This window comes from Rhizobium leucaenae USDA 9039, assembly GCF_000426285.1.
Taxonomy (GTDB): Bacteria; Pseudomonadota; Alphaproteobacteria; order Rhizobiales; family Rhizobiaceae; genus Rhizobium; species Rhizobium leucaenae.
The window spans coordinates 372,482-395,627 of record NZ_AUFB01000004.1; the positions used below are offsets into that span (position 1 = coordinate 372,482).

General features: G+C 59.3%; 22 protein-coding genes and 1 tRNA gene. 5 read left to right on the plus strand and 18 right to left on the minus strand.

Going from position 1 to position 23,146, the window contains the following annotated elements:
• Positions 1 to 11 precede the first annotated feature (11 nt).
• The 5 genes from K290_RS0108785 to K290_RS0108805 all read right to left on the minus strand — a co-directional run bounded on the left by K290_RS0108785 (position 12) and on the right by K290_RS0108805 (position 6,540).
• The gene (locus K290_RS0108785; protein ID WP_028751572.1) at positions 12 to 1,652 is read right to left on the minus strand and encodes an ABC transporter substrate-binding protein; all 1,641 of its coding nucleotides are present in this window, start codon (positions 1,650 to 1,652) and stop codon (positions 12 to 14) included.
• Between the two features lie 38 nt (positions 1,653 to 1,690).
• Positions 1,691 to 2,758: a dipeptidase gene (locus K290_RS0108790; RefSeq protein ID WP_028751573.1), complete on the minus strand. Its 1,068-nt coding sequence runs from the start codon at positions 2,756 to 2,758 to the stop codon at positions 1,691 to 1,693.
• A 177-nt stretch (positions 2,759 to 2,935) separates the two neighbouring features.
• Positions 2,936 to 3,961 carry an ABC transporter permease gene (locus tag K290_RS0108795; RefSeq protein WP_028751574.1) on the minus strand — a complete coding sequence of 342 codons (1,026 nt, stop codon included), beginning with the start codon at positions 3,959 to 3,961 and terminating at the stop codon, positions 2,936 to 2,938.
• 32 nt (positions 3,962 to 3,993) lie between these two features.
• A complete protein-coding gene (locus tag K290_RS0108800) occupies positions 3,994 to 5,535 on the minus strand; it encodes a sugar ABC transporter ATP-binding protein (RefSeq protein ID WP_028751575.1) in 1,542 nt (513 codons plus the stop codon).
• Between the two features lie 75 nt (positions 5,536 to 5,610).
• Entirely contained in the window at positions 5,611 to 6,540 is a 930-nt protein-coding gene (locus tag K290_RS0108805) for a sugar ABC transporter substrate-binding protein (protein WP_028751576.1), read from the minus strand.
• Between the two features lie 387 nt (positions 6,541 to 6,927).
• On the opposite strand from K290_RS0108805, the gene K290_RS0108810 reads away from it, so the two are divergent.
• Entirely contained in the window at positions 6,928 to 7,434 is a 507-nt protein-coding gene (locus K290_RS0108810) for a DUF1993 domain-containing protein (RefSeq protein ID WP_028751577.1), read from the plus strand.
• A 21-nt stretch (positions 7,435 to 7,455) separates the two neighbouring features.
• Here K290_RS0108810 and K290_RS0108815 read toward each other — a convergent pair whose 3' ends face one another.
• From K290_RS0108815 to K290_RS0108830, 4 genes are all read right to left on the minus strand, one after another.
• Positions 7,456 to 9,012: an alkaline phosphatase family protein gene (locus K290_RS0108815; RefSeq protein WP_028751578.1), complete on the minus strand. Its 1,557-nt coding sequence runs from the start codon at positions 9,010 to 9,012 to the stop codon at positions 7,456 to 7,458.
• Positions 8,990 to 9,973, minus strand: a complete 984-nt coding sequence (gene galE, locus K290_RS0108820; protein ID WP_028751579.1) for a UDP-glucose 4-epimerase GalE — start codon at positions 9,971 to 9,973, stop codon at positions 8,990 to 8,992. The genes K290_RS0108815 and galE overlap by 23 nt, the downstream gene beginning before the upstream one ends.
• 122 nt (positions 9,974 to 10,095) lie before the next feature.
• The gene (locus K290_RS0108825; protein ID WP_028751580.1) at positions 10,096 to 10,284 is read right to left on the minus strand and encodes a hypothetical protein; all 189 of its coding nucleotides are present in this window, start codon (positions 10,282 to 10,284) and stop codon (positions 10,096 to 10,098) included.
• 129 nt (positions 10,285 to 10,413) lie between these two features.
• Positions 10,414 to 10,980, minus strand: coding sequence for a cytochrome b (locus K290_RS0108830; RefSeq protein ID WP_028751581.1), 567 nt, complete (start codon positions 10,978 to 10,980; stop codon positions 10,414 to 10,416).
• Between the two features lie 235 nt (positions 10,981 to 11,215).
• Between K290_RS0108830 and K290_RS0108835 the strand changes: the two genes are divergently transcribed.
• Complete coding sequence (locus K290_RS0108835) at positions 11,216 to 12,502, plus strand: nucleotide sugar dehydrogenase (protein ID WP_037135125.1); 1,287 nt, start codon at positions 11,216 to 11,218, stop codon at positions 12,500 to 12,502.
• A 7-nt stretch (positions 12,503 to 12,509) separates the two neighbouring features.
• Here the strand turns inward: K290_RS0108835 and K290_RS0108840 are convergent, their stop codons facing one another.
• Positions 12,510 to 13,442: a UDP-glucose 4-epimerase family protein gene (locus K290_RS0108840; protein ID WP_028751583.1), complete on the minus strand. Its 933-nt coding sequence runs from the start codon at positions 13,440 to 13,442 to the stop codon at positions 12,510 to 12,512.
• Between the two features lie 188 nt (positions 13,443 to 13,630).
• Here K290_RS0108840 and K290_RS0108845 point away from each other — a divergent pair, with 188 nt between their 5' ends.
• Together K290_RS0108845 and K290_RS0108850 are read left to right on the plus strand one after the other, a co-directional pair.
• Complete coding sequence (locus tag K290_RS0108845; RefSeq protein ID WP_028751584.1) at positions 13,631 to 14,206, plus strand: sugar transferase; 576 nt, start codon at positions 13,631 to 13,633, stop codon at positions 14,204 to 14,206.
• Positions 14,207 to 14,351: 145 nt separating this feature from the next.
• On the plus strand, positions 14,352 to 15,752 hold the full coding sequence (locus tag K290_RS0108850) for an O-antigen ligase family protein (RefSeq protein WP_037135127.1): 1,401 nt from the start codon (positions 14,352 to 14,354) through the stop codon (positions 15,750 to 15,752).
• A 42-nt stretch (positions 15,753 to 15,794) separates the two neighbouring features.
• Here K290_RS0108850 and K290_RS0108855 read toward each other — a convergent pair whose 3' ends face one another.
• From K290_RS0108855 to K290_RS0108890, 8 genes are all read right to left on the minus strand, one after another.
• Positions 15,795 to 16,931 (minus strand): glycosyltransferase family 4 protein, encoded by a 1,137-nt coding sequence (locus K290_RS0108855; RefSeq protein ID WP_028751586.1) that lies wholly within the window; start codon positions 16,929 to 16,931, stop codon positions 15,795 to 15,797.
• 124 nt (positions 16,932 to 17,055) lie between these two features.
• Complete coding sequence (gene rfbC / locus K290_RS0108860; RefSeq protein ID WP_028751587.1) at positions 17,056 to 17,604, minus strand: dTDP-4-dehydrorhamnose 3,5-epimerase; 549 nt, start codon at positions 17,602 to 17,604, stop codon at positions 17,056 to 17,058.
• Between the two features lie 67 nt (positions 17,605 to 17,671).
• Positions 17,672 to 18,559 (minus strand): glucose-1-phosphate thymidylyltransferase RfbA, encoded by an 888-nt coding sequence (gene rfbA, locus K290_RS0108865; RefSeq protein WP_028751588.1) that lies wholly within the window; start codon positions 18,557 to 18,559, stop codon positions 17,672 to 17,674.
• Between the two features lie 77 nt (positions 18,560 to 18,636).
• Entirely contained in the window at positions 18,637 to 19,536 is a 900-nt protein-coding gene (gene rfbD / locus K290_RS0108870) for a dTDP-4-dehydrorhamnose reductase (protein ID WP_028751589.1), read from the minus strand.
• The gene (rfbB, locus tag K290_RS0108875) at positions 19,533 to 20,600 is read right to left on the minus strand and encodes a dTDP-glucose 4,6-dehydratase (protein WP_028751590.1); all 1,068 of its coding nucleotides are present in this window, start codon (positions 20,598 to 20,600) and stop codon (positions 19,533 to 19,535) included. The genes rfbD and rfbB overlap by 4 nt, the downstream gene beginning before the upstream one ends.
• Before the next feature lie 335 nt (positions 20,601 to 20,935).
• Positions 20,936 to 21,009 (minus strand) — tRNA-Gln (locus K290_RS0108880).
• Positions 21,010 to 21,232: 223 nt separating this feature from the next.
• The gene (locus K290_RS0108885; RefSeq protein ID WP_028751591.1) at positions 21,233 to 21,868 is read right to left on the minus strand and encodes an NrsF family protein; all 636 of its coding nucleotides are present in this window, start codon (positions 21,866 to 21,868) and stop codon (positions 21,233 to 21,235) included.
• The gene (locus K290_RS0108890; RefSeq protein ID WP_028751592.1) at positions 21,855 to 22,421 is read right to left on the minus strand and encodes a sigma-70 family RNA polymerase sigma factor; all 567 of its coding nucleotides are present in this window, start codon (positions 22,419 to 22,421) and stop codon (positions 21,855 to 21,857) included. The genes K290_RS0108885 and K290_RS0108890 overlap by 14 nt, the downstream gene beginning before the upstream one ends.
• 386 nt (positions 22,422 to 22,807) lie before the next feature.
• On the opposite strand from K290_RS0108890, the gene K290_RS0108895 reads away from it, so the two are divergent.
• Positions 22,808 to 23,098: a BufA1 family periplasmic bufferin-type metallophore gene (locus K290_RS0108895; protein ID WP_028751593.1), complete on the plus strand. Its 291-nt coding sequence runs from the start codon at positions 22,808 to 22,810 to the stop codon at positions 23,096 to 23,098.
• Positions 23,099 to 23,146: the final 48 nt, after the last annotated feature.

Below are 23,146 nucleotides of genomic sequence, written 5' to 3' on the forward strand. Positions count from 1 at the left end.
CTATCGGACCATCACTTCGACACCGGCCAGACGAAATTGGTATCGAAGCTCGGCCCGAGCTTGAAATCCTTGACGTCCTTGCGGAAGCCCGCGACTTCCGTCTGCTGGAAGAGGATGACGAACGGGCTGGCGTCCAGGAACTTCTTTTGGATCTCCTGATACATGGCGCCGCGCTTGGCAGTATCAACCTCGAACAGGGCAGCCTTTGTTTCCTTGTCGAGTTCAGGCGTCGTCCAGTCGTTGCGCCAGGCAAGCGTCTTGTTGGTGCCAGCGTCGGAGTTGTCGGGATTGTTCGTGAACGTATCGGCGTTGGAATGGGGATCCCAGTAGTCGTTGCCCCAGTTGCCGAAATAGATGTCATGGTTGCGGGCGCGGTACTTGGTCAGCTTCTGCTTGCCGTCGCCGGGAATGATCTCGACCTTGATGCCCGCCTGGCCAAGCGTCTGTTGGATGGAGGTGGCAACGCCCGTATCCGGCTCGATGCTGCGCACGTCCATGGTGACCGAGAAGCCATTGGGTAGGCCGGCCTTGGCGAGCAGTTCCTTAGCCTTGGCGACATCGAGCTTGAACGGATTTTCATCCAGCGAGCCGAGCAGGCCCTTCGGTTCGAAGGTCTGGTGGATTTCACCGATGCCCTTGATCAGCGTCTTGCCGATGGCGTCGTAATCGACCAGATATTTGAACGCTTGCTGCACTTCCGGCTTGGCGAGATTGGCGTTCTTCTGATTGAGGCTGATATAGTAGATCGTGCCCTTCGGTGCATTGGTCGAGGCAAGCTGAGCATTCTTCTCGACGGCTGCAAGATCCGTCGGCGACAGGTTGCGGGCGACGTCGATGTCGCCATTTTCCAATGCCAGGCGCTGCGCCGAGCTCTCCTTCATGAAGCGATAGATGACGCGCGCAAGCTTCGGCTTTTCGCCGTAGTAATTGTCGTTGCGCTCCAGAACGACGGCCTGGTTGGCGCGCCATTCGCGCAGCTTGAACGGACCGGAGCCGGCATAGCCGGTTTTCAGCCAGCCATTGCCGAAGTCGTTGTCGTATTTGTTGTCGGCCGACGGCGTTACCGGCTTGACGTGCTGCAGAACCAGCTTCTTGTCGACCACTTCCGCAACGGTCGCCGTCAGGCAGTTCAGCACAAAGCTTGGCGCATAGGGCTTGTCGACAGTGAAGGTGAAGGTGTTCGGATCGGTGGCTTTCGCCTTTTCCGTGACATTGTCGCCGGTCAGGCCGAACTGCGTGAGGATAAAGGCCGGGCTCTTATCGAGCTTGACGACGCGTTCGAAGGACCAGGCGACATCATCGGCGGTGATCGGATTGCCCGATGCGAATTTGAGGCCGGGCTTCAGCTTGAACGTATAGGTCAGGTGATCGTCGGAGACCGACCAGCTCTCGGCAAGATCGCCCTGGATCTTGGAAGTGTCGTTGATGTCGAGGCGGACGAGGAGGCTGTAGCTGTTGCCGGTGACTTCGGCAGCGGAGAGTTCGTAGGCTTCGGCCGGGTCCATGCTGAGAATATCGTCAAAGGCGAATCCTTCAACCAGCGTGTCCTTCGGCGTTGCGGCGAAGGCGCTCGGCACGGCCATCGTCAAAAGCGCGAGAGCCGCACCGGCCGAAAGGGCGCGGAAGTTGCGGTTCATCTTGGTCATGATCATGTTTTCGTTCCCTTTTTTTAGCTTTTTATCACAGTGAATCATACACGCGGCCGGCTGCTTTCTCCCCAAGCAGACGCCAGGATACGGAGCCAGTTCTCCCTGCATAGCTTCGCAAGATCGGCTTCAGCATAGCCAACGTTCCTGAGCGCAGCAATCAGCTTTTGGTTGCCTGCAGCATCGCCGATTTCTTGCGGAATCGTCGCTCCATCGAAGTCCGATCCGAGGCCCACACAATCGATGCCGACGCGGCTGACCAGGTGATCGACATGGCGGACCATCGCCTCGATCGGCGTATTGGCATCCGAGCGGCCGTCCTCGCGCAGCATGGCCGTCGCATAGTTCAGGCCGACGATGCCATGGCTCTCCCGGATGGCGTCGAGTTGCTTGTCCGTGAGATTGCGGGCGACTGGGGTCAGTGCATGCGCATTGGAATGGCTGGCGACCAGCGGCTGATCCGATGTCTTCGCCACATCCCAAAAACCCTTTTCGGTGATGTGGGCGAGGTCGATGACGATGCCGAGGCGGTTGCATTCGCGCACCAGCACAAAACCCGCATCCGTCAGGCCCGGCCCGGTATCCGGCGAGCTCGGATAGGCAAAGGGGACGCCATGGGCAAAGACGTTGTTGCGGCTCCAGACGGGGCCGAGCGAACGCAGACCGGCCGCATAGAAGGTTTCAAGCGCGACGAGATCGGCGTCGATCGCCTCGCAGCCTTCCATGTGCATTACCGCAGCGAAAATGCCCTTTTCCATGCAGTCGCGGATTTCGGCGGTCGACCGGCAAAGCTTCCAGGCGCCGGCGCGATCGAGCTTAAGCGCGATCGCCGCCATTTCAAGGGCGATATCGAGCGATGGCGTCCGCTCCAAAGGCGCTGAGAGCGGCGTCGCATAGTGGCCGTGGCGGTCGGGATCGGCGAAAACGAGATTGCCGGAGGGGATATAGATGGCGCAGAGGCCGCCGGCCAACCCGCCGGTCTTGGCCCGGGGCGCATCGATATGGCCGGTCGATACCCCATCCCTGAATTCAGCGACCGGATCGGTTCCTTCGCGAGCGTGATTCCAAAGTCTCAGCAGAACGTCGTTATGGCCATCGAATACGGATTGCATTGTCTATCCTGGATAGTGCGCTCGGATGAGCAACGGGAAAGCGGCCAGAATAGAAAAGATGGCAGGATTCGCCATCCCTAAATGAAAAAAATCTGCATTAGCATAGAATGTCGCAGCAAACGAAAAAGGCGGGGGCAAAACCCCCGCCTCGATATGACAGATGGAACCTCGGCCGTTTCAGTGTTTGGCCCGCTTCTTCTGGCGGTAGACGTCGATCGCGACCGCGGCGACGATGATGACGCCCTTGGCAATCTCCTGGTAGTAGGCATCGACGTTGAGGAAGGTGAAGCCCGAGATCATCACGCCGAGAATGACGGTACCGATGATCGTGCCGGTGATGCGGCCGACACCGCCGGTGAGCGAGGTACCCCCGATGACGGCGGCGGCGATCGCATCCAATTCATACGTCACGCCCATGCCGGCCTGCGCCGTCTGGACGCGGGCGGCGGTGATGATGCCGGCAAGACCGGCCAGAAGTCCGGCGATTGCATAGACCTTGACCAGATGCGCCTCGACATTGATGCCGGAGACGCGTGCCGCCTGCACATTGGCGCCGATCGCATAGGTGAACTTGCCGTAGCGGGTGCAGCGCAGCACGATATGGAACACCAACGCGACGAGCAGGAAGACGATGACGGGCCAGATGCCGGTACCGATGAAGTTGAACTGATCGGTAAGGCCGGAGACCGGCTGCCCCTTCGTGTACAATTTCGACAGGCCGCGCGCCGACACCATCATGCCGAGCGTCGCGATGAATGGCGGGATCTTGGTTTTCGTGATGAGCTGGCCGTTGACGTAACCGGCGGCGAGGCCGATCAGCAGGCCGATGCCGATCGGAACGAAAAACGGCATATCGGTCAGCGCCGGATAAAGCGCCCGTGCCCAGGTCGAGGACTGCGCGAAGCTCGCCGCCACCATGGCAGTCAAGCCAACGACGGAGCCTGATGAAAGATCGATACCGCCGGTGATGATAACCTGCGTCACCCCGACCGAGATGATGCCGATGACCGAAACCTGCAGGATCATGATCTTCAGGCGCTGCACGTTGAGCAGAAAGCTCTGGCCGACCAAAATCCAGCCGAGGATTTCGCAGACGAGCGCAATGCCGATCAGCACGAGGAAGATGCCGAGTTCCGGCGGCACGCGGCGGCGCCTGGGACGCGTCACTGACGGTGCGGTCGCCTCTGCAACTTTGCTAACCATGGTTCAATCCTCCTTTGCGACGGCCGGCGCGATCATTGCGCCGCCAGCTCCATCACCTTGACTTGGGTTGCTTCCGCACGATCGAGAAAACCCGTCACCCGTCCCTCATGCATGACCATGATGCGGTCGCTCATGCCGAGCACTTCTGGCATCTCCGACGAGATCATGATGATGGCGACGCCATTGCGCGCCATCTCCGTGACCAGACGGTGTATTTCCGCCTTGGCGCCGACATCGATGCCGCGGGTCGGTTCGTCCAGGATCAGAATACGCGGGTTGGTGAGCAGCCAGCGGCCGATCAGCACCTTCTGCTGATTGCCGCCGGATAGATTTTCGACACGCTCATCGAGATTCGGCGTCTTCACGCGCAGCTTACGCGCCATATCTTCGCAAGTCTCCTCGATCGCGCCCTCCTGCACGAAGCCGGCCCGCACGAACTTGTCGTGCAGCACGGCGACCTGCATGTTCTCGAGCACGCTGAGGATCAGCAGACAGCCGGTATCCTTGCGGTCCTCCGTCAGGAACGCCATGCCATGCCGGATCGCCGTGGCCGGCGAGGAGATATCGACCTTCTTGCCGAAAAGCTCGATCGTGCCGGACGAGGCCGGCGTCACGCCGAACAGCGTCTCGGCGACATTCGAGCGGCCGGAACCGACGAGACCTGCAACTCCCAGGATTTCACCGGCCTTCACATCGAAGGAGACATCGGAGAAGACGCCGTTCAGAGTGAGCCCTTTGACGGAAAGAACCGTATCGCCGATCGGCACTTCCTCTTTCGGAAACATCTGCGTGATCTCGCGGCCGACCATCATGCGGATGATGTCGTCGCGGGTGACATCGGTGGACAAATGCGTGCCGATATATTTTCCGTCGCGGAACACCGAGAATTCGTCGGCGATCTCGAACAGCTCGTTCATCTTGTGGGTGATGTAGACGATGCCGATGCCCTGCTCGCGCAGATCGCGAATAATCTCGAAGAGATGCGCCACCTCGCGCTCCGTCAGGGCCGAGGTCGGCTCGTCCATGATCAGCACATCGGAATTGTAGGATACCGCCTTGGCGATTTCGACCATCTGGCGGTTGGCGACCGAAAGATCGCGCACCTGAATTTCCGGATCGATGGTGATGTTCAGCCGGCGAAAGAGTTCTTCGGTCTTCCTGTTCATCTCGCCATGATCGACGAAGCCCAAGCGGTTCTTGGGTTCGCGGCGGATCCAGATATTCTCGGCGACAGTCATGAACGGCATCAGGTTGAGTTCCTGATGGATCATCGCGATGCCGTTTTCCAGCGCATCCAGCGGCGATTTGAGGCGAATCTCGGCGCCTTTCAAGCGGACTTCGCCCTGATCCGGTATATAGATGCCAGCCAGAATTTTCATCAGCGTCGACTTGCCGGCGCCGTTTTCGCCCATCAGCGCATGCACGGTGCCGCGCTTCAGGCGGAAGGAGACATCATCGAGGGCCAGCACGCCCGGAAATTCCTTGCGGATACCTTCGGCACTCAGCAGATAGGCGGCATTGGGGACCGCGCCGCTGGCGCGCACCGCAGCCATGGTGGATGGGCTCACAACCATCTTTTCCCTCCCGGGAGCTGTCGGAATTTGGGGATGCGGGCTGCGGCGCCCGCATCCGTCGCTAACAGCGCTCTGTTAGTTCTTCTTGACGAAGTCCTTGACGTTCGCGGGCGTAACGAGCTGGAAGGGGATGTAGACCTTCTTTTCGACCTTATCGCCCTTGGCGAGCTTCAGCGCGGCATCGACCGCACCCTTGCCCTGACCGGCTGCATCCTGGAAAACGGTGACGTCGAGGTCGCCGGCCTGCATGGCGGCCAAGGCATCCTGCGTTGCGTCGACACCGCCGATGACGACCTTATCCATCGACTTTCCGGCTGCCTTCAGCGCCTGAATGGCGCCGATCGCCATTTCGTCGTTGTTGGAAATGACGGCATCGAATTCCAAACCGCTGGAGAGCCAGTTGGTCATCAGGTCGGCGCCCTGGGTGCGCTGCCAGTTGGCGGTCTGCTCCTGAACGATCTGGATGCCCTTGCATTCGTCGGTGGCCAGAACGTCATGCACGTCCTTGGTGCGCATGCGAGCCGCCTGGTTCGACAGTTCGCCCATCATGACGACGGCCTTGCCCTTGCCCTTCAGCAGGCGGCAAACTTCCTTGGCTTCCAGCGTGCCGGATTCCTGCTCGTTGGAAGCGACGAAAGCCTGCTTGTCCGGCAGGCTGTCGACATTTGCCGGTTCGCGATTGACGTAGATCAGCGGAATTTTAGCATCCGCCGCGAGCTTCGACATGGCGGCCGTGGCATCGGTATCGACGGGGTTGACGATGATGGCGTCGACGTGGCTGGCGATGAAGTTCTGAATCTGGCTCTGCTGCTTGGCGATGTCGTTCTGGGCGTCCTCGACCTGCAGCGTCACGCCCTTCATGGTCTTGGCATAGTCCTGCATGCCGTTGCGCAGAACGGTCAGAAAGTTGTCGTCGAACAGCGCCATCGACACGCCGATGGTTTCGGCATGGGCCGCAGTCGACAGCATAAGTGCCATGACGGAGCCCAGAATGAGTTTCTTCATGATTTTCCTCCCAAAACTACGGTGTCCGGCCACACCCCTCCTGAACGCCGGAGCCCCCGGTCTCCACCGAAGGGCCAGTAATCCGAGCTGCCATCTCCCATAACGGCAGCTCAAAACGGAACAAACAAACCGTAAAATTCCATCTGCGGAATATTTATTCCATTTTTCCATAAAAACGTCAACCCTATTTTACACCTGCGATGACGGAACTGGCGATCGAAACGCAGCCGGTAATTTTCGGCCGAAAAAGGCTGTAAAAGGCGGTGATCGAGCCTACATGTGAGCGGCCCAATCCGATGGAACAGACATTCCATCGAGATTTGAATGGGGTAAATTCCGTCGATATCGGGCCGAGACCACCTCATCGGCCGACCATGGAGAACTAGCATGCCTTCGATGTACCGCTTCTCAGTCCCCGTCTTTCAACGCGGCCTCGCAAATCTTTCGATCTATCTCGACAAGATCGAGGCTTACGCGGCGGAAAATGGTACCGATCCGAACGAACTTATCGGCGCACGCCTGATTGACGACATGCTGCCGCTCTCCGATCAGTTTCAGCGCGCCACCGACAGCGCCAAACTGGCGATCGCCCGTCTGACTGGCATCGACGCGCCACGCTTCGAGGACAATGAAACCACCGTTGCCGAACTGCGCGAACGCCTGAAGAAGACGGAGGATTTCCTGGCGACGGTGACGCCGGAAACAATGGAAGGCAGCGAAAACCGGGAGGTGACGATTGCGCCCGGCGGCAACAAGATCGTGTTCAGCGGCGAGGCCTATCTCGCAAGCTTCGCCCTGCCGAACTTCTTCTTCCACGTTACCACGGTGCACGACATTCTGCGCAGCCGCGGGCTGCCGGTCGGCAAAATGACCTATCTCGGCTCGTTTTCCTGATAGCCTGCTATGTAAATTTGATCAGGGCCGGCGCGAGACCGGCCCTTTTTCCGTCAGTTCGGTATAGGCGAGCGTCTGATCGAGATGCTGCGCCCTGATCGACAGCATCTTTTCGGCATAGGCAAGCCGGGTTGCCGCATAACGCGGGTCGTCCGCGAGATTGGTGAGCTCCATCGGATCGTTTGCCAGATCGAACAGCAAGGGCGGCAGCCCGGCAAAGTAGACATATTTAAAACGCTCGTCCCGGATAACAGCGAGATTGCAGGCATTCGACCTGAGGCCAAAATGCCGTTCCGCCCCGCTCATGGCGATATCGCGGAAATCGAACTCCCAGAACGCCGCACCGCGCCACCGCTCGGGCTCTGCCCTTTGCAGGAAGGGCATAAGCGTCTCGCCGTCGAGATGATTGTCGGGCGTAAGACCCAGGCGATCGCAAAGAGTCGGGAAAATATCGGCTGCGCTGGTGAAGCGTTCCACCTGCCGGCCTGCGCTATCAGGCTGCCCCGGATCGCGGATGACCAGCGGGATGTGATAGCTGCCGTCGAAAAAGCCGCCCTTGCCGAGCATCCAGTGATCGCCCATCATTTCAGCGTGGTCCGATGTGAACACGATCAGCGTGTCGTCCCAGGCATTCGCATCCTTGAGGGCCTGCCAGATTCGCCCGAGCTGCGCATCCACTTCGGCAATCATCCCGTAATAGATGGCGCGGATTGCCGACAGATCCTCAGCCGTCCAGTCGCTCGCAGGCCCCTCGCCGCCATGGATGAAGCCGCCCTTGCCGATCAGCGGCATGGCGAAGGCGAGAAAGGGATGCGCCGCCTGCTCCACCCCGCGGTCGGCGGCGCACGCAAAAGCCGGTCCATCGTTTGCAGCAAACATGCGATTATAGGGTTCCGGCACGGAAAATGGCGGATGTGGCCTGAGGAACGAGACATGCGCGAACCAGGGCTCATCCTGCTCGCCGAGCCAGCGAATAAATTCGCCGGCGAGAAAGGACGTCTGCGTCTCATCCTTGGAATAGGCCGGCGCGGCATTGGAGATTTCACCGGGCCGGGCTCCGACGGGAATGTGGATATCACGGCTCGTCGCACCCTGATGGCCTCGCGAGCGCAGCCAGGAGAGCCATTGCTTCTCATGCTCGGGCAGAAGCTGGCGCGCGCTGAAGCCGGGAAGCACGCCCTCATAGGTCGTCAGATGCGGATCGTTCGGGTCCATGCTTCGCGGATCCGGCGCCGTATCGGTATAGCCGAACAAGGTCGGCTCGTAGCCGGCCCGGCGGGCCGCTAGCGCCAGATTGTCGAAACGCGCATCCAGCGGCGAACCATTGCGGCAGACGCGATGGTTCATTTGATAAAGGCCCGTGTAGAGCGTCGCCCGCGCCGGCGAGCAGGGCGCAGCTCCCGCAAAATGCCGGCGGAACAACACGCCGTCCCGCGCCAGAGCATCGATATTGGGCGTCTTCACACAGGGATGACCGACGGCGGAGAGACAATCGCCTCGCCATTGATCGGCGGATATCAGCAGCACATTCGGGCGTCTGCCCGAAGCGCGCCGCTCAATGCTGGTTGGATTTGGCATGCCAATTCCAGGCGGATTCGATAATGCGCGACAGATCGTATTTCGGCGACCAGCCGAGAACGTCGCGGGCCTTATCGTTATTGGCAACCAGCGTGGTCGAATCGCCTTCGCGGCGGCCGACATATTCGACGGGGAAAGGCCGGTTCGACACCGTCTCGATCGTCGACAGCAATTCCTTGACCGTCGTGCCCGTCCCGGTGCCGAGATTGAGCGCGACCGATTCGCCACCCCGCAGCAGATATTCCACCGCCCGGACATGCGCATCCGCAAGGTCGAGGACGTGGATGTAGTCGCGCACGCAGGTGCCGTCGCGCGTGTCGTAGTCGCTGCCGAACACCTTGAAGCCCTGGCGGCGGCCAAGCGCCGCATCGATCGCCAACGGGATGGCATGGGTTTCCGGCGTATGCCACTCCCCGATGCGCCCTTCGAAATCGGCGCCGGCCGCATTGAAATAGCGCAACACCACGGAGCGCAGACCCTTGTATTGGTCATAATCGGCAAGCGCCTGCTCGACGATATATTTGGTGCGGCCATAGGGATTGATCGGCACCTGCCGGTGGCTTTCGTCGAGCGGCACGCTCTGCGGCAGACCATAGGTCGCGCAGGTGGAGGAAAAGACGAAAGCGCCGATGCCGGCTGCCTGCGCCGCCGACAGCAGCGTCAGCGTACCAATGACATTGTTCTCATAGAAGGAGACGGGATCCTTGACAGACTCACCGACCTCGATCAGCGCCGCAAAATGCAGGATGGCAGCCGGCTTGTATTTCGCCAGGACCTCATCGAGCCGCGCCCGGTCCCGAATATCGCCCTCTTCCGCCGGACCCCATTTGACGAATTCGCGATGACCGTTGGAAAAATTGTCATAGACGACGGGCTGAAACCCCTTATTCGCCAGATCCAGACATGTGTGCGAGCCAATATAACCGGCTCCCCCGACCACCAGAACCGTTTCTCCTGCCATGACCATCCCTTCTCAAAGGCTGACTGCTCAAGCACGCAGCACCGTGCTCGAATCCCCGCGTACAGTTAGAGACCTGTAGATTAGTTGCAAGACCAGAAAAAGACTGGAGCCTTGAAGCCGCTCTAATAGCTATGTTCGCTTTCAAGAACGGCGATCTCGTCGGAAATTTCCGTAATGCGTTGCCGGAGCTCCGCCTCGGTGCCGTCGTCGACGTCTCCCTCGCCAAAACAATAGCGTGCTATATGCAGCTCGAGCTTTGATTCCAGCTCGACGCGCTTGGCGTATAAATGGACAAGATATTTGTTCCGCATTGCGAACCACGCATTCCGAGAAATATGTCTCTGAATACTAAATGGGTTCGCGGCGGAGGGTTTCGATAGGTGGCGCCGCGACCTTTTGGCCTATCGCGGCAATTTGAGGGTGGATCAGTCTGCCAGCGCCTATCCGCGCACGGGGATCATCCGGACAAGGACGCGGTCACGAAGCAGATAATGATGCATGAGGGCCGCAGCGGCGTGAATGCCCGCGACGGTGATGATTGCCCAGGCGGTGTAGTCGTGCAGTTCGCTGATCACATGCCGTGTCGGCTGATCGACGGCGATCAAGGGCGGCACCGAGAATAGGCCGAAGAAGCTCGGTCCATTACCCGAGGCCCAGATCATCAGGAAGCCATAGGACACCTGCGAAATCATCAACACATAGAGAGCAAGGTGCGTAAGCGTTGCCACCACATGCTGAAGCCCGGAGACGGCCGGCACTGTCCGCCGGTGGGTCGCGACGCGCCAGACGATGCGCAGGATGAGGACAGCCGCCAGCAGAACGCCGAGCGAGATGTGCACGAAGATCAGATCGCCGCGAAGGGGCGTTCCACGGGCAATGAAGCCTCTAGCCTCGGCCAATACGAACAAGGTCAGAACCAGAAATGCCGTCAGCCAGTGGAATGCGATGGTCAAATGGTCATAGCGGGCCGCCCGCTTGTCCGCGGCGGACATATTGAAATTACTCATGATTTACGATCTCCTTGGGAGGAACGAGCAGCAAACACGTGAAGCTTCCGTTTTATTCGGTCGCTCAAAAGATGGCCGGAGTGCGACGACGCTCCCGCCAATGCGTCTATTGCAAAGCCTCGGCCTGATAGTCACATTGATCTGACTTGCACTTGAATTGACCTCTTCTAACAAAGATTTGCGCTGACACGCGGCTTGGGTTTGGCTAATTCAGGTCGATTATTCGAGGTGGATTGTGTTGAGCGAAAAAATTGCCGTCATTGGCCTGGGTTATGTTGGATTGCCGGTCGCGATCGCCCTCAGCGAGAAGTTTTCCGACGTGGTCGGCTTCGATATCAAGACATCCCGCGTCGCGGCCCTGAAAGCCGGAGAAGACGATACCCGCGAGGTTTCATCGGCACGCCTGAAGGAAAGCGGGCTCCGCATCAGCAGCGACATTCACGACCTGCAAGACCGTGATATCTTCATCGTCGCCGTTCCGACGCCGATCGATCGGAACCGCCAGCCGGATCTGAAGCCGATGATTTCAGCCTCGCGCACCGTCGGTCAGGCTTTGAAGAAGGGCGGCATCGTCGTTTATGAATCGACGGTCTATCCCGGCGTGACGGAAGAGGTCTGCGGCCCCGTGCTTGCCGAGGTCTCGGGCCTGCGCCAGGGCGAGGATTTTCATGTCGGCTATTCGCCGGAGAGGATCAACCCCGGCGACAAGGAACACACGTTCGAACGCATCGTGAAGGTCGTCGCCGGCGACAACGAGGAAACGCTGGAGAGGATCGCCGCCGTCTATGGTGCGGTGGTCGAGGCCGGTATTCACCGTGCGCCGAGCATCAAGGTGGCGGAAGCCGCCAAGGTGATCGAGAACACCCAGCGCGACCTCAACATCGCCTTGATGAACGAGCTTTCGATCATCTTCGAGAAAATGGATATCCGCACCGCCGACGTGCTGAAAGCGGCGAGGACGAAATGGAATTTCCTGCCCTTCACGCCCGGTCTGGTCGGCGGCCACTGCATCGGCGTCGACCCCTATTACCTCACCGCCAAGGCCGAGGAACTCGGCTATCATCCGGAAGTCATCCTTTCCGGCCGCCGCATCAATGACGGCATGGGCGCCTTCATCGCCCAGAAGCTCATCAAGATGTTGGTATCAGCGCAAAAGCCAATCAACGGCGCCCGGATCGGCATCTTCGGCCTGACCTTCAAGGAAAACGTCCCCGATCTGCGCAATAGCCGCGTGCCGGATATCATCCGCGAACTGCATCAATTCGGCCTTGAACCGTTGATACACGACCCCATGGCCAGCCATCACGAGGCGGAAGAGGAATACGGCGTGCGACTGGCGGCGCTCGAAGACTTCGGCAGGCTTGACGCCCTCGTGCTTGCCGTGCCGCACAAGTCCTATTTGGCCGACGGTGCGGCGCAGATTCTTGATCTGCTCGGCGAGAACGGCGTGGTGGTCGACGTGAAGGCCGCGCTGGAGCAGACCAATCCGCTACTCAAGGGGCACTCCGTCTGGAGCCTGTAAGCAGCGGTCAGCGATCCCGCTTGGATGCCGTAATCGTCAGCCTTAGCCCCTCCTCGACCGAAAAAGGCGGCGACCAGCCGGTGATCGCCGTCGTCTCGCCAATATCGACCTGCAGCGATCCGAGAAGGCGTTGGGCCGCCGCACGGCGTCCAAGCAGCGCCGCGAGGCCTTCCAACAAAGACGGCGGCACGGGGAATAACAGCGCCCTGCGGCCCATTGCCGAAGACAGCTTGCCAATCAATTCGCCGATGGAAAGATCCGCGCCGTCGCTGACTAGGAACACTCGATTTCCCGCATCGGTGTGGCGCATGCAGAGCAGGATGAAATCGACCAGATTGCCGACGAACACCAGCGATCTGCGGTTGGCAATGAGGCCGAAAGGCCAAGGAAACGGCCGCTTGGCCCATTTCATCAAGCTCGCGAAATTCGCCTTCACCCCAGGGCCATAGACAAGAGGCGGACGAATGATGACGACATCCATCTTCGTTTCCCCGCCGATGGCCAGGAGCGCCTCTTCCGCCTCCCGCTTCGACTGCCCGTAAGGGTCCTCCGGATGCGGCCTATCGGAGGCGGTAAACGGCTTGCCGGGTGCGGTCGCCTCGCCATTGACCTTGATCGAACTCAGGAAGATGAAGCGCTTCACGCCGGCCTTCGCCGCCTGCCGCGCCAGGTTGACCGTTGCATCGACATTGACGGCACGAAAGGCCGCAAGCGGATCGGCGGAAGTATCGTTCATGACATGGACGCGCGCCGCAAGATGCACGACCGTTTCGACGCCGGCGAGCGTGCCGGCCCAATCCGTCCCGGCATCGATGCCGCCCATGGCCAGAAAACCCGGCTTCGGCGCGCGGCTGATCGGTCGATAGGCTATCCGTCGCCGCGAAAGCTCGGCACAAAGCGCCTGCCCGACAAAACCCGTCGCGCCTGTGACCAGGATCATGCGTCTGCCACCCTTGTTCTACCCGGTTTTCGTTGCCGCCATGCTTTGCACAATCCCGCCACCAGGAACAAGCCCGGCAAAATTCGTGGATAGGGCGATTGTGAACAAGTCCGCGATATGAGATGCACTCCGCACAAGCCGTCTTCGGCACAACGAGACACGAGCACCGGCAGAAATCATCAGAAACGATGCCCTATACGATCGCCAAGCGCCTTTTCGACTTTCTTGCCGCCTTCGGCGCAACCGTGGTCTTTTCCATTCCGATCCTGATTGTCGCGATCGCAGTCCGGTTGACCTCCCCTGGCCCCGTTCTCTACTGGTCGGACCGTGTCGGCCGCGGAAACAGGATTTTCCGCATGCCGAAATTTCGTAGCATGCGGACCGATACCCCGGCGGTCGCGACCCATCTGCTCAAGGACGCCAACGCCTATCTGACGCCGATCGGTTCCTTCCTGCGTAAATCCAGCCTGGATGAGCTGCCGCAGCTCTGGTGCATCCTGAAGGGCGAGATGAGCATTGTCGGCCCTCGCCCGGCCCTCTTCAACCAGCATGACCTGATCGCCCTGCGCACCGAGCGCGGCGTCGACGCGCTGCCGCCAGGCCTGACCGGCTGGGCGCAGGTCAATGGACGCGACGAGCTGCCGATCCCGCAGAAAGTGGCGTTGGACGAAGACTATTTGCGCCGGCGCTCGTTTCTCTTCGATCTCAAGATCATCGTCCTGACGGTGCTGAAAGTTGTGCGCAGCGACGGAGTGACGCATTAGCGGGGCGGCAATATCATAAGGTTTTGATATCATAAACGGACCACATAAAGTGCCAACCACCAAAGTGCCGTATTCATGCCGGCTTGCGACCTTACCGGCCAGCGGATACGGGCTGGCAGAAATATGAACAAAGGCGGACGCAATATTGGCTCAGTTGCAGACGAATAAGCCGCAAGTCGATCTCGGGTCTGGAAACAAGGCCGGCGAGCTCGTGCCTGTTGTCCTGCCGCAGCGCCTGATCATCCTTGGCAGCCTCCTGTGGCTCGTGATCATATCGCCGCTCTTCATCGAAAGCGCCGCCTATCGCTATGTCGCGCCCTTCCTCGCGCTGATTGCCTTGCATTACTACCAGAAGGCGCCGGTCCGTCCGCGTACCGACTGGCTCGGCTGGCTGTGCATGGCTTGGGGCACCTATGTGCTTGTCCGTTTCGTCGCCATCTTCCTCATGACGCCGGAGCATTCGATCGGCGCGTCCGACTGGCTCTATGCCTATCCCTTCTTCTTTCCGATCCTCGGCGTCGCCTTTTTGCTCTACGAACCGGTGTTGGAAAAAATCGTCGCCGCGGTTTTTGCTTTCGCGCTTATCATGCTGGTCGCCACGCAGCATTTCCGCGAGGTCTTTGCCGGCGAAACGGTGCGGCCGCTGATCATGAACAATCAGATTCACGGCGCTGTCGCCTGCGGCCTGATCCTGATTCTCACCGCTTTTTGGCTGCTGCACTATCTGACGGACAAATCCAGCAATCGATTGATCGCCCGCTTCGCCTACATCGTCTCGCCGTTGATTGCCATTCTCTGTCTGATCGCCATCTACGGCGCCAAGTCGAAAGGCGTCTGGCTGGCGCTCGCCGCCACGCTGCCAGTGCTGGGGCTGGTGACCGTGACCTATCTGCGCTTGAAAACCGGCCTCATCGTCGTCGCCTGTGCCGCGGTGCTTCTTCTGGCCGGCGCTTACGCGGTGCGGCACAATATTGAAAAGACCGCTGGCCCGACCGTCTCTTCCACTATCGAGATGATCGACAACATCACCAAAAGCCGCGATCTCAGTGATGCCGTTTCAAGCACGATCACTTCCGATACAACACCTTTTTCCATGGATGCCCGACTTCAGCTCTGGTCGAATGGCTGGGAACTGTTCTCCTCCGCGCCCATTTTCGGCTGGGGCGGCGAATGGGTGGAGCGCTGGAAGCATACGCGCTATGCCGATGTCCAATATACGCTGCTGCACGACGGCTATCTCGAAATACTGGTGAGGCACGGCTTGTTCGGCGGCCTCGTTATGGCCCTCATTCTCGCCGCGCTCATTGCCAATGTCTGGCGTGCCCGCAAAGCCGGCCTCATACCGCGCACCGCCTGGCATGCCTATGCCGTCTGCCTGTTCTTCTTTGCGCTGACGCTGCTCAGCAACTCCAACAACCGCCTCGCGATCGGCGAAAGCCTAGCGCTGACAAGCTCCGCCTTCGCCTGCTGGTGCGGCATGCGCTTGAGAGGGGAACGCTTGTTGATGCCGAGGACGAAACCACAGGCGGAAGCCGTCAGCGCCTGATCACGAGCGGAGCGGGCAACGGTCGCCGAGCCCCCTGCCCCGCTAGCGCTTACCTGCGCCAGAGGGCATCTGACTGTGCAGTCGTTTATAGAGCGCCGCATAGGCATTACCCATCCGCTCTGCGGTAAAGCACTCTTCGTATCGCAAGCGCGCCGCTTTGCCCAAGGACGCTGCCGTTTCACGATCGGCCACAAGACGCCCCATTGCTTCCGCAAGCGCTCTTGGGTCGTTCGGCTGCACGACATAGCCTGTTTTGCCGTTCTGGTTCACGAAACTGGTGCCCGTGCCGATTTCGCAGGAAATCATCGGTTTGCCGAACATCGCGGCTTCGACGAGCGAAAGGCCGAATGCTTCCGAGCGGAGATTGGAAGGGAATACGAACCCCGTGCAGAGTTCAAGAAGGGCAGCCTTATCCGCATCCGGCAGTGCGCCGAGAAAGGCGACGTTTCCGAGGCCGTGCTGCTGCGCATATTGCTTCAACGATGCTTCCATCGGACCTTCGCCGACGATGACAATATCGCTGGCCGTCTGTCGCGCAGCCTCAAGAAGGATGTGAACGCCCTTGTAATAGCGCAGCACGCCGACGAAGAGGAAAAACGGTTTGGGAAACCGCGCGCGCCAACGCGCTCTGTCCTCTTCTTTCGCCTTTCGATAATCCGCCTCGTCCAAACCGAGCGGCACGACGGCAGTCTTGTCCTTGTAGCGCTGCAAGACCTCGCTGGTCGCCAGGTAGTTCGGCGACGTCGCAACGATACTGTCGACGCCCGCAAGAAAGCGATGCATGACAGGCCCATAGAGCTTCAGCAGAAATTTCTGCTTCACGATGTCGGAATGGTAGGTCACGATCGTCGGCTTGCCGGGCGGGGCGGCAAGATGGACGATATCCATCATCGGCCACGGAAAATGGTAGTGGACGATGTCGGCCTTCCGGCTCAGCTCCCGAAAGCGTCCGAATGCTTCGCGCGAAAAGCCGGTGGAGGCAAACTCAAAATCGAGCTTTGCCTTGTGAGCCATATGGCCGTCGAATTCGACGGCGCCTTTTTCGGGCGTTTTACTCAGCGAGAGGACGTCGGACTGTATGCCGTGTCCTGCGACACCCTTGACGATGGCATGGATCGTCCGCTCGATCCCGCCGAAAGTATCCGGCCAATATGTTTTGAAAAAATGTAGAACGCGCATGTCATTCCTGTAGCGACAGAAGCTGCGCAGGTCCATAACCGGCATCGCTCGAAGAGCCGGATGTCAGGTCAATCCTTCATGCCGCAGGCGATCCGTCCTTGTGAATCCCACGACAAATGCGGGATCAATCGAATATCTCGGCATCGGCTAGCAGCGGTTGCCGTTGATCCTTGTCGGAAAACGTCAGAGGGCCGGCAGTTTTCCAGTCGATTGCCAGCGTCGGATCGTCCCAACGAATCCCGCGGTCGCTTTCCGGCGCATAATAGTCGGTGGTCTTGTAAAGAAATTCGACGCGGTCGCTCAGCGTCAGGAATCCGTGCGCAAACCCTTCCGGAATCCAAAGCTGGCGCTTGTTCGCCTCCGACAGAAGGACGCCGACCCACTGGCCGAAGGTCGGCGAAGACCGCCTGATGTCGACGGCGACGTCGTAGACCTCTCCGATAACGACCCGGACGAGCTTGGCCTGCGCGCGCGGCGGCAATTGATAATGCAGGCCGCGCAGGACGCCCTTCCCGGACCGGCTGTGATTGTCCTGCACGAATGTCGGACTTAGTCCGGTCGCCGCTTCGAATTTGATTTGGCTGAAGCTCTCGAAGAAAAAACCGCGATCATCGGCAAACACCGCGGGTTCGATGATCTTGACGTCCGGTATGGCGGTATCGATGGCTTTCATCTGTCTTTCCTGCTTCACTCAAGCCGTGCCAAAGCGGCCAGCGGGGCGCAACATACCAGGCGCGCGGCTAAAATACTCGCTCCCGCAGAATTCCAAGAAGATACTGCCCATAGGAGTTCTTCTTCAACGGATCAGCCAGGGCCTCGACCTGGGAGGCGTCGATCCACTGGCTGCGATAGGCGATTTCTTCGGGGCAGGCGACCTTCAGGCCCTGCCGGCTTTCGATGGTGGCGATGTAATGGCTCGCCTCCAGCATCGATTCATGCGTGCCGGTGTCGAGCCAGGCATAGCCGCGACCCATCGTCTGGACATCAAGCTGCCCTGCCTTAAGGTAATGCGCGTTGACATCGGTTATTTCCAGTTCACCGCGCGGCGAGGGACGTATGGATTTCGCCACATCGACGACATCGGCATCGTAGAAATAGAGACCGGTAACGGCATAGTTGCTCTTGGGATTTTTCGGCTTTTCTTCGAGGCTGATCGCGCGTCCCAAGGAATCGAACTCGACCACGCCGTAACGGTGCGGATCCTGCACATGGTAGGCAAAAACCGTGGCGCCGCCCTGTTTGTCGTTCGCCTGATGAAGAAGCTTGGTGAAATCGTGCCCGTAAAAGATGTTGTCTCCGAGTACCAGGGCGGAGGGAGCACCATCGAGAAACGCCTCGCCGATGAGAAAGGCCTGCGCAAGACCATCGGGACTTGGCTGAACCGCGTAGTTAAGCTTGATGCCCCACTGGCTTCCGTCTCTCAACAACTGCTCGAAGCGGGGCGTGTCCTGCGGCGTCGAAATGATCAGGATTTCGCGAATACCGGCCAACATCAAAGTCGTCAGCGGATAGTAGATCATCGGCTTATCGTAGATCGGCAGGAGCTGCTTGCTGAGGGCCAGGGTCGCTGGGTATAGGCGCGTTCCGGATCCGCCTGCGAGTATGATGCCTTTACGTGCTTTATTCATTGTAGAAACGTCTCGACTCAAATTCCTTTGCAGCCCAATCGGAAACGCTGCAACCAGTTTCAAAACTTCGTGCCTTTTCAACGTGAGGCAGGCGAAAGCCTTTCGATCACCTCCGTCACGCCCTCTTGCCAAGCCGGAAGGCGCAACCCAAAACAATCCGTCAATTTCGTGCAGTCCAACCTGGAATTTTGCGGCCGCTTCGCCGGCGTCGGATATTCCGCGGTCGAAATCGCCTTCAAAGCATCGAGCGTCAGAGCAAGATTGAAGTTTTTCGCGGATGCTTCGCGCACGATATGCGCGGCATAGCCATGCCACGACGTAGTGCCCTCAGCGCTCAGGTGATAGGTGCCCGACACGTCAGGCGCATTCGGGCCGCCGACGACCTCGACGATCCTGCGCGTGACATCGGCAATCAGCGCCGCCGAAGTCGGCGCGCCGATCTGGTCGGCAACGACGTTCAACGCGCTGCGCTCCTGCGCAAGACGCAGGATGGTCTTGAGGAAGTTGTTGCCGTGATGGCCGTAAACCCAGTTCGTCCGCAAGATGACGTGAGGTGCGCCGGCGGAGCGAACCGCCTCTTCGCCCAGCCACTTGCTTTCGCCATAGACCGACTGCGGATTGACCGGATCGCTCTCCACATAGGGATCCTCTTTCATGCCGTCGAAGACGTAATCGGTCGAATAGTGCACGAGAAAGGCGCCGTTGTCGGCGGCCCAGCGCGCCAGCAGTCCAGGTGCCGTGGCATTGACCGCCATCGCCTGCTCTTTTTCGCTCTCGGCACGATCGACGGCCGTATAAGCGGCCGGATTGACGATGATCCCCGGTCGATGTTCCCTCAGCACCGAAAGAATGCTCGCCTCATCGGACAGGTCCATCTCCGCGCGCGTCATCGCGACTATTTTGCCGAGGGGCGCCAGAGAACGCTGCAATTCGAAGCCGACCTGCCCGTTAACGCCGGTGATCAGAAGAGCGCTCACGCCTGAACCTCATACTGCTTGCCGACCCATTCACGATAGGCGCCGCTGGTGACGTTCCCCACCCAATCCTGATTGGCGAGATACCATTCGATCGTCTTGCGAATACCAGTCTCGAACGTCTCTTCAGGCTTCCAGCCGAGTTCCCGTTCGAGCTTGCGGGCGTCGATCGCATAGCGGCGATCATGACCGGGCCTGTCCTTCACGAAGGCGATCTGCTCCTTGTAGCGGCTGCCATCAGCCTTAGGCCGCAGCTCGTCGAGGATGCTGCAGATCGTATGCACGACGTCGAGATTGGGCTTCTCGTTCCAGCCGCCGACATTGTAGGTCTCGCCGACCTTGCCGGATTGAAGCACGCGGCGAATGGCGCTGCAGTGATCCCTGACATAGAGCCAATCGCGAACCTGTTGACCATCGCCGTAGATGGGAAGGCTCTTGCCCGCCAGGGCGTTCAAGATCACCAGAGGGATCAGCTTCTCCGGAAAATGGTAGGGGCCGTAATTATTACTGCAATTCGTCGTCAGTACCGGCAGGCCATAGGTATGATGCCAGGCCCGCACCAGATGATCAGACGCAGCCTTGCTCGCGGAATAGGGGCTGTTCGGCTCGTAGCGATTGAGCTCGGTGAACGGCGCATCATCCTTCGAAAGCGTGCCGTAGACCTCATCGGTCGAGACATGCAGAAAGCGAAACGCCTGCTTCTCGTCGCCCGGCAGGCCGACCCAATAGCCACGGACCGCCTCGAGCAAATTGAACGCGCCGACGACATTCGTCTGAATGAATTCGCCGGGCCCATGAATGGAGCGGTCGACATGGCTCTCGGCAGCAAAGTTGATCACGGCGCGCGGCCTATACGTGGCGAGCAGGTCAGTCACCAATTCGCGGTCACCAATGTCGCCGTGCACGAACACATGGCGATGATCGCCACTCAATTCTTTCAGCGTGCCCAAATTGCCGGCATAGGTCAGCTTGTCGAGATTGATCACCGTTTCATCGAACTGATCGAGCCAATCGAGAACGAAATTCCCGCCGATGAACCCGGCGCCACCAGAAACCAATATCGTCATTTCGCTTTTAGTCTCATCTAAACTTTTTAATACAACTTTTAATATGGGTCGGTCGCCAGACCTATACGTCAAAAACATTGCCGATGGATGCTTGACTTCTACAACGTCCACGAACGCCTTGAAAAGCTCTTACGCGCAAATTCGCTCAAAAATTGTCTCAGCATTTGCAATTTTCGCGCTCGAAAAGGGGCTGTCGACAACGGCGAGAATCGGCCGAAGGAGACGATACACCGAAACTTTGCCCAAACTTCTTTTGCGGCTGTTACCGAACACCGGTGTGAACGCGGACAGCATATGTCTATGACAGGAAGGTCTGTGGATTGGAAAGCTTAGATTGGCTGGGAAACCTGGATTCGAACCAAGATTAACGGAGTCAGAGTCCGCTGTTCTACCATTGAACTATTTCCCAACAGCCGCCGGACGATAAACGCCCCCGCGGGGAAAGCAGCGCCTCTATAATGGAATTCGCCGCGGATGCAAACACTTTAACGCCCACGAATGCGATTTTTTGAGCAAGGCACCGCCAACAAACAAGATAGTCTCCGACCAGCCGCATTTCCAGCCAATATCAATCCAGCGCCTGGGCTTACGACTGCCGGGCCGCCATCCATGGCTTGCAGCGCGGTAATCCATCACCAGCGCAGCACCCGTTTGCCAATGACATATCCGACCGCCGTCACGAGGGCGATGGCAATCGGGTACCAGAGCAGGACGAAGAGCGGGCTGTCGTCGGTACAATTGGAAGCATAGAAGGTGGCGGCTATGCCGCTCGCCGCAAGCCCGGCGACGGCGCCGGCAGCGCCCGGATTTTCCGGCGCTCCTTGGCGCAGCGCAAAGAGGAAACAGGCAAGCGGCCCGATTGACAGCAGCGGAATGAATGTCAGGCAGAAGCGGGCATTGTGCCCGATCATGCGTGCGCCCCAGCTATCGGGCGGCATGACCATCATCTCGGCCGTGGCCGCGGCGGCCAGCAATAGCGGCGCAGCAAAAAGCGTCCAGCCCCAGGGGCGAAGCGACACGCCGGGGCGGCCGATGCGGAAGACGACGGCGCCGGCGGTAACGGCGAGGGCGAGCGTGACGACGAATTTGAACAGGAAGCGCACCGTTTCCGTGGCACTGCCGATATCGGCGCGAAAACCGATCGCCGCGAAGAAGATGGTGCCGCTGATGAGGATGCCACCGATGACGGCCAGCGTCAGCGCCTGCCCGATCCGCGTGCGGACCGGCGCATCCTGCGCCAGAAGATTGATGAGATCATCGGTTTTCACTGGTTTCGCTCCGATATAAGGCGGCAAGCGCCTTCAATGCGCGATGCAGGGCGACGCGCACCGCACCCTCCGTCATCTTCAGCCGGTTGGCGGTCTCGCGCACACTGGCTCCCTCGACGGAAATCGAGCGTACGATAGTGCGCTGCGGATCTTTCAACTGCTCCAACATATGATTGACATCAAGTCGATCCAGGGCGTCCGTCTGCTCTTCCGCTTCCAAAATATCGATGACATCGTCGATCGGCACGCTGATATGCCGCCCGCGCCGCCTCAGGCTGTCGATCAGCTTGTTGCGCACGATGGTCGATATCCATGGGCCGACGGGACGCGAGATATCCCACGTTCCACGCTTGAGATGAATCGTCAGCAATACTTCCTGGACCACGTCCTCGGCCTCGCTTGCCGGCGCGCCGAACTGATCGCAACGCCGGCGCGCCATTGCGCGCAGATAGGGAGTGACAGTGGACAGGAAGCGATGATAGGCCTGCGCATCGCCCTCGACGGCGGCCCGCATCCAGACTGCCCATTCCTCTTCGCGCGCCGAATACTTCATTCGGCATCTCCTTCTACGCGCGGTCGCAGGCTTTTGTTACCGGCAATGGCCATTCTTTTGCAAAACCTTGCCTCAATCGGATTTTAGCCAAGACAGATGCGCCGAAGATTGGGCATCGTCAGGTGATTCGATCACTATCAGGCATGAAAGAGTGCAGCTTGGAAAGGCCGCCATTCTGCCATCGGTCAAGCATTGCCCCTTCGGCCACAGGGATCTTGCCCGTTGCTCCCCTTGTCCCACAGAACAGACCCTTGTTATCGCCCTCGGTATACATGGAGCGAATTGAATAATACACTGCCCTCGCAGGAGCTTGCGTAGCACAAGATATCGTCATGGGGTCCGAGTGCAATTGAACGACGGCTCAGGCTCGTTAGGGATACAAGCTTATGAAAGACAGCGTCGTCACTGTGGCTGTTGCCGGCATGCTGGTATCTGCGGTCGCATCCCTTATCGCGGCTCCGGCCGCAGTAGCCGACGGCAAGGCCAAGGAAAAATGCTACGGCGTGGCCCTCAAAGGTCAGAACGATTGCGCCGCCGGTGCGGGCACCACCTGCGCCGGCACCTCGACGATCGACTACCAACAGAATTCCTGGAAGCTCGTCCCCGCCGGAACCTGCGAAACGATCAAGACGCCGAACGGCCATGGCAGCCTGGCAGAGGGACCGGCGCCTGTCTGATTGGAGCCGACCGTTGGGAGCCAGGATGTCCGGGCAGGGGTTTACAGA

What these genes read in the sequence shown, in the direction of transcription:
- K290_RS0108895 (WP_028751593.1), top strand. Translation starts at nt 22,808, where the DNA reads ATGAAAGACAGCGTCGTCACTGTGGCTGTTGCCGGCATGCTGGTATCT.
- rfbC (WP_028751587.1), bottom strand. Translation starts at nt 17,604, where the DNA reads ATGAAAGCCATCGATACCGCCATACCGGACGTCAAGATCATCGAACCC.
- K290_RS0108890 (WP_028751592.1), bottom strand. Translation starts at nt 22,421, where the DNA reads ATGAAGTATTCGGCGCGCGAAGAGGAATGGGCAGTCTGGATGCGGGCC.
- K290_RS0108825 (WP_028751580.1), bottom strand. Translation starts at nt 10,284, where the DNA reads ATGCGGAACAAATATCTTGTCCATTTATACGCCAAGCGCGTCGAGCTG.
- K290_RS0108795 (WP_028751574.1), bottom strand. Translation starts at nt 3,961, where the DNA reads ATGGTTAGCAAAGTTGCAGAGGCGACCGCACCGTCAGTGACGCGTCCC.
- K290_RS0108810 (WP_028751577.1), top strand. Translation starts at nt 6,928, where the DNA reads ATGCCTTCGATGTACCGCTTCTCAGTCCCCGTCTTTCAACGCGGCCTC.
- galE (WP_028751579.1), bottom strand. Translation starts at nt 9,973, where the DNA reads ATGGCAGGAGAAACGGTTCTGGTGGTCGGGGGAGCCGGTTATATTGGC.
- K290_RS0108815 (WP_028751578.1), bottom strand. Translation starts at nt 9,012, where the DNA reads ATGCCAAATCCAACCAGCATTGAGCGGCGCGCTTCGGGCAGACGCCCG.
- rfbB (WP_028751590.1), bottom strand. Translation starts at nt 20,600, where the DNA reads ATGACGATATTGGTTTCTGGTGGCGCCGGGTTCATCGGCGGGAATTTC.
- K290_RS0108805 (WP_028751576.1), bottom strand. Translation starts at nt 6,540, where the DNA reads ATGAAGAAACTCATTCTGGGCTCCGTCATGGCACTTATGCTGTCGACT.
- K290_RS0108840 (WP_028751583.1), bottom strand. Translation starts at nt 13,442, where the DNA reads ATGATCCTGGTCACAGGCGCGACGGGTTTTGTCGGGCAGGCGCTTTGT.
- K290_RS0108855 (WP_028751586.1), bottom strand. Translation starts at nt 16,931, where the DNA reads ATGCGCGTTCTACATTTTTTCAAAACATATTGGCCGGATACTTTCGGC.
- K290_RS0108830 (WP_028751581.1), bottom strand. Translation starts at nt 10,980, where the DNA reads ATGAGTAATTTCAATATGTCCGCCGCGGACAAGCGGGCGGCCCGCTAT.
- K290_RS0108790 (WP_028751573.1), bottom strand. Translation starts at nt 2,758, where the DNA reads ATGCAATCCGTATTCGATGGCCATAACGACGTTCTGCTGAGACTTTGG.
- K290_RS0108800 (WP_028751575.1), bottom strand. Translation starts at nt 5,535, where the DNA reads ATGGTTGTGAGCCCATCCACCATGGCTGCGGTGCGCGCCAGCGGCGCG.
- K290_RS0108785 (WP_028751572.1), bottom strand. Translation starts at nt 1,652, where the DNA reads ATGATCATGACCAAGATGAACCGCAACTTCCGCGCCCTTTCGGCCGGT.
- rfbA (WP_028751588.1), bottom strand. Translation starts at nt 18,559, where the DNA reads ATGAATAAAGCACGTAAAGGCATCATACTCGCAGGCGGATCCGGAACG.
- K290_RS0108845 (WP_028751584.1), top strand. Translation starts at nt 13,631, where the DNA reads ATGCCCTATACGATCGCCAAGCGCCTTTTCGACTTTCTTGCCGCCTTC.